This is a genomic window from Enhygromyxa salina (assembly GCF_002994615.1).
In the GTDB taxonomy this organism is placed as follows: domain Bacteria; phylum Myxococcota_A; class Polyangia; order Nannocystales; family Nannocystaceae; genus Plesiocystis; species Plesiocystis salina_A.
In genome coordinates, this window is sequence record NZ_PVNK01000148.1 from 62,050 (window position 1) to 67,027 (window position 4,978).

Below are 4,978 nucleotides of genomic sequence, written 5' to 3' on the forward strand. Positions count from 1 at the left end.
TAGGCCTGGCCTGGTCTGCCCCGCTCCCGCAATCCTTTCGGCAGCCCCCACGCCAGGCTGCACCTCGGTCATCTCAGGCTATCCTCGAATTTACGGTGGAGTCGCCCCGCGACATTTGAGGCTGGACATCATGACAAAGAGTAACAACACGATAAGCCGATCGTTCGCAGCACGGTTCACGCTGCTTGGGCCTGGACTGCTCTTACTGGGCTGCCCGGAGGCACCCCCCGATATCGACCCGGGCCCCGGGACCGGCAGCGATGGCATCGACATCAGCGACAGTGACACCAACAGCAACAATGACGCGAGCACGACCGAGACCGAGGACGGCGCGGACGCCGACGAGACCGACGACGGCGAGACCTCTTCAGGCCCCAGCCCGAAGCCCCCGCCCGATCCCGACGCGTCAGCAAACCTGTTCTCTCACGACTACCTGCCGGTCTATCGAGTCACCATGCAAGGAGCCAATTGGCCCGAGGCGTGGGACCATCTCATGACCCAGATCAGCCCCGACTCCAAGTGCGACGCGCGGCCGTTCAGCGAGGCCGACGTGGCGTTCGAGAACCCGTGGTCGGGCGAGACCGAATTCTACGATGACGTCGGATTTCGCATTCGTGGCCACGACCTGCCCGAGCAGATCCTGGCCCAGCCCGACGAGCGATACGGCTTCAAGATGTCCTTTGTCCGCTACACGCCGGGGCGGCGCTTTCATGGCCACAAGCGGATTAACTTCTTGTCATCCGAGCGCGACGACACCCTCATGAAGCAGTGCCTGGTGTACGAGCTCCTGCGCGACTTCAACATCCCCGCCCCGCGCTGCAATTTCGCGGGCGTGTACGTCAACGATGACTACGTCGGCGTGTTCGCCCACGTCGAGGAACGCGACGACCGCAGCTACGCCAAGAACCGCTTCCCCGACGACCCCGACGGCAGCCTCTACGAATTCGGCGACTGCTGGGGCGACGAAGAAGACGCGCTCGCTGACCTCGGCCCCGATCTCGAGCCCTACCTCGACACCTACCAGCTCGAGGCCGGGACCGACGAGGTCGACATGCTGTCGGACCTGATCCCATTCATGCATTGCGCCAGCGCGCCAGATCAGGACTTCGTGCCGTGCATCGAGGACCACATTCACCTCGACGAGTGGCATCGGGCGATGGCCGCCCACTTTGCGATCTCCGACATGGACGGCTGGGCGCCGAGCAGCGCCAACTTCTTGCTCTACCACTACGGCCCCGAGGACACGCCGCGGCGCTTCGTGATCTTCCCCTGGGACGTCGACCGGGCGTTCAAGGATGATTGCTACAAGAACGACGATGAGGGCAACAACCACACGGGCCCGTGTCACATCCTGGGCCGGATCTGGGAGGACGGCGCGTCCCCCGAGCTGGTCAATCGGCTGCGAGAGCCGCCCTTTCGCTCGGAGTTTTGCGCGGCCGCCGAGGCCTTCGTCGAACAATACTTCAACCCCGAGGCGGTCAGCTCGCGCGTGAGCGATCTACGCCAACGGCCGCGGCTCGCGGCCAAGCCCTTCGAGGGGCTCGCCGCGCCGTCCCTCAACGACCTGATCAAGGCCGATCCGCTGTGGGACTACGAGCGCTTCGTCGACGGGGTCGAGGAGATCACCGGGGACAAGGTCCCCGACCGCCACGCGGCGCTGCTCGATCAGATCGCCGAGTGCGAGCTGTCGCCGCTGGTCGACAACTGACCCCGGGCCGCGCGCTCAATCCCCACGAGCGAGGGCCGCGGCGCTCGGATAGTGGACCCCCGTGCGCAGCTCGGACACCTCCCACAGGCGCCGGGCGTCCGCTTCACTGCGCGCGGCCCGGCTCCGGCTGACCCGCTTGGGGTAGCCCCACATCTGATACAGCCCGCGCGGACCGTAGTAGTCGCCGGACTTCACGCCGGGGTCGGTCGCGGCCCGCAGCGTGGGCAGGGCGCCCTTGGCCGGGGCCATCCCGAGCAGCGGGTTGAGCAAGTTGGCGAGCTTCCAGTGCTGCTGGAGGTTGGTCCCGGTCCAGCCCGGGTGGGCGGCGGCCGCGATCACGTCGAGCCCGGCGGCCGCGAGCCGCCGGCCCAGCTCCGAGGTGAACAGCAGATTAGCGAGCTTGCTCTGGCCGTAGGCGGCCATGCGATCGTAGCCCCGGGCCTCGAAGTCGAGGTCGTCGAAATTCATCCGGCCCTGGCGGTGGGCCTGGCTCGACACGCTGACGACCCGCGCGCCCGGGCTCGCGCACAGGAGCTCGAGGACGAGGCCGGTCAAGGCGAAGTGGCCGAGGTGGTTGACCCCGAGCTGGAGCTCGAAGCCCTGCTTGGTCGTGCTCGCGGGCGGGACCATCACCCCCGCGTTGTTGATCAGCAGATCGAGCCGCTCAAAGCGCTCGCGCGCGGCGGCGGCGAAGCTCCGGACCTGGTCGAGGTCCGCGAGGTCGAGCTCCATGACCACGAGCTCGGCCGCACCGTGCTCGGCGAGGATCTTGGCCTCGGCCCGCTCGGCCCGGGCCACGCTCCGACACGCGAGCACGACCCTCGCGCCCCGGCCCGCGAGCGCGCGGGCGGCCTCGAAGCCGATCCCGCTGTTGGCCCCGGTCACAATCGCGAGCTTGCCGGTCTGATCGGGGATGTCAGCGTGGGTCCACTTGGCCATTGTCGCTCTCTTCTCGAGTCGGATTGCGCGGCGAGCGCAAATGTCGGCGCCCGGGCGCTGCGGCAAACGATCGCTCGCGCCCTTGTAGGCCGAGCGTACCATCGTCGCCATGTCTAGCAGCCCGGGGTGCAATGCATCGTGTCGCCTCGCGCCGGAATTTTCTCCGAGGGCGCGAAGCCAAAACGCCGCTGTACCGGGCGTACTGCAAGTTTTGGCGACAAAGCCCTCGGCGAAAAGGCCAAGCGGGGCGGCGCGAGGCATTGCACCCCGGGCTGCTAGCGTGTCGCCCCGCGTTGTCTGCCTAGTCGCGCTGGCCGTGCTCGCGTGCGGCCGCCAGGAGCCCCGCCCGAAGCCGACCGAGGCCGAGGCCCCGCTCCAGGCCCAGGCGCCCGCCGCCCCGACGTCCGAGCCCGAGCCCCCGACGCCCGAGCCCGAGCCCCCGACACCCGAGCCGAGCTCCACCCACTTCGTCAGCCTCTCGGACATCCACTTCGACCCCTTCCTCGACCCGCAGCTCGTCCCCCAGCTCGCCGCCGCCGAGGCCCCCGAGTGGGGCCCCCTGCTCGAGAACGGCGCGGCCAAGGATCTCGGCGGCCACGGCCGCGACACGAGCTACGCCGTCTTGAAGTCGGCCCTCGCCGCGCCCGCGAGCGTCGGGCCGTGGCCACCTCAGTTCGTGATCATCTCTGGCGACTTTTTGGCCCACTCCTACCGCGCGCGCTACGAGGCCGCGACCGGCGACAAGACAGACGCCGGCTATCACGCCTTCGTCGACAAGACCCTGCAATTCCTGACCGCCGAGATCAGCGCGACCTTTCCAAAGATCCCGGTGTTCCCGGCGCTCGGAAACAACGACTCGTATTGTGGCGACTACCTGCTCGAGCCGAGGGGCGAGTTTCTCACGATGCTCGCGCGCGCGTGGTCGCCGATGGCCCGCGGCGGGCCCGAGTTCGCCCAGACCTTCGCGGCCGGGGGCTGGTACGAGGCCGCGCACCCCGGGCGCGCAGATCAGCGCCTGATCGTGCTCAACACCGTGTTTTTCTCGCGCAACTACCGCGACGCCTGCGGCGCCGACGAGCCCGGCGCCGAGCCCGCAGATCCGACCGGTGAGCAGCTCGCGTGGCTCGAGCGGCGGCTCGAGGCGGCCCGCGGCGCCAATGAAAAAGTCTCGCTCATCTATCACATCCCGCCGGGCATCAACGTCTACTCATCGCTACATTCAAAGGCCGGCGCCTGCGCTCAAACGAGCGAGACCTTCTGGCGTGACGACGCCTCGACCGCGTTCTTGCAGCTCGTCGATCAATACCACGACATTATCCTCGCCTCATTCGCCGGGCACATCCACACCGACGACTTTCGCCTGACCTACCCCGGCGCCGAGCCCGGCGCGGCCAGCGGCTTCGTCCACCTGACGCCAGCGATCAGCCCGATGTTCGGCAACAACCCCGGGTTCCAGACCTTCGAGCTCGACGCCGCCGACGGCTCGATCCGCGACTTCACGACCTACGTCCTCGACCTCGCCCAGCCCGCGCCGAGCTGGCGGCCCGAGTACGAGTTCCGGGCCGCCTACGGCGTCGAGCGCAGCTACGATCTGGCCGCGCTCACCCGCGTGCGCGAGGCGATCCACGCCGACAGCGAGATCCGGGCCAAGTACATCGCGTTCAACCCGGTCGACAACCCCGAGGCCAAACAGATCGGGCCCAACAACTGGAGCGCCTACTGGTGTGGGACCGGGACCATGACCACGGCCGACTTCAACCGCTGCTACTGCGACGGCGCTGCGATCCCGTGAGCGCTGTGCGCGGAACAGCCCGCGGCGCTGCACCGATCGGGGCCACGCGCTCGCTGTCAAGCCCAACCCGAGGTCTGCACGACGGGATCGCTCGCACGCGGGAGGCGGACTGCGCAGGTGTGTGTGATCGATGGGGATCCGCGACCGCAGCGCCATCCGAGCTGGGGGTCGCGTGGTCTGCGTTTGTTGACGATCGTCCGCAAAGACCGGATTGCGAGCGGTCGCGAACCATTGTGATCTTTTGTTCCGTGCCGCGCTCCGATGCGCGCTCGAGCGCATTGCCTGGGTGACGCGCCGCTCACTCGCCTTCGAAGAGCTCGAGATCCGCGCGGCACAAGCTGCTGAAACGTAGTGCAACCGCTGGCCCCACGGCGGTATCGTGTGCTCCTCGCCGCCACCCCCGGCTCGACCCTGGTCGACGATCGCGCCCTCGCGGTCGGAAGCTCGCTCGCATGGTGCTCCTCTCCGACATTCCCCACTCCTCGCTATCGCGGTCCGACGCCCGCGATCGTTCATGGCCAAGCACCTAAAGGACCGCG

3 protein-coding genes are annotated in these 4,978 nt (G+C 68.1%); 2 read left to right on the top strand and 1 reads right to left on the bottom strand.

The annotated features are described in order from the left end of the window. The first annotated feature begins 130 nt into the window (after positions 1-130). Complete coding sequence (locus tag ENSA5_RS15815) at positions 131-1,708, top strand: CotH kinase family protein (RefSeq protein ID WP_146155745.1); 1,578 nt, start codon at positions 131-133, stop codon at positions 1,706-1,708. A gap of 15 nt (positions 1,709-1,723) precedes the next feature. Here the strand turns inward: ENSA5_RS15815 and ENSA5_RS15820 are convergent, their stop codons facing one another. Beyond that, on the bottom strand, positions 1,724-2,647 hold the full coding sequence (locus tag ENSA5_RS15820; RefSeq protein WP_106392498.1) for an oxidoreductase: 924 nt from the start codon (positions 2,645-2,647) through the stop codon (positions 1,724-1,726). Positions 2,648-2,927: 280 nt separating this feature from the next. Between ENSA5_RS15820 and ENSA5_RS15825 the strand changes: the two genes are divergently transcribed. Next, entirely contained in the window at positions 2,928-4,439 is a 1,512-nt protein-coding gene (locus ENSA5_RS15825; RefSeq protein WP_181197797.1) for a metallophosphoesterase, read from the top strand. Positions 4,440-4,978: the final 539 nt, after the last annotated feature.

Excerpts from the sequence above, each read along its gene's own strand:
- ENSA5_RS15815 (WP_146155745.1), top strand. The coding sequence starts at position 131 with ATGACAAAGAGTAACAACACGATAAGCCGATCGTTCGCAGCACGGTTC.
- ENSA5_RS15820 (WP_106392498.1), bottom strand. The coding sequence starts at position 2,647 with ATGGCCAAGTGGACCCACGCTGACATCCCCGATCAGACCGGCAAGCTC.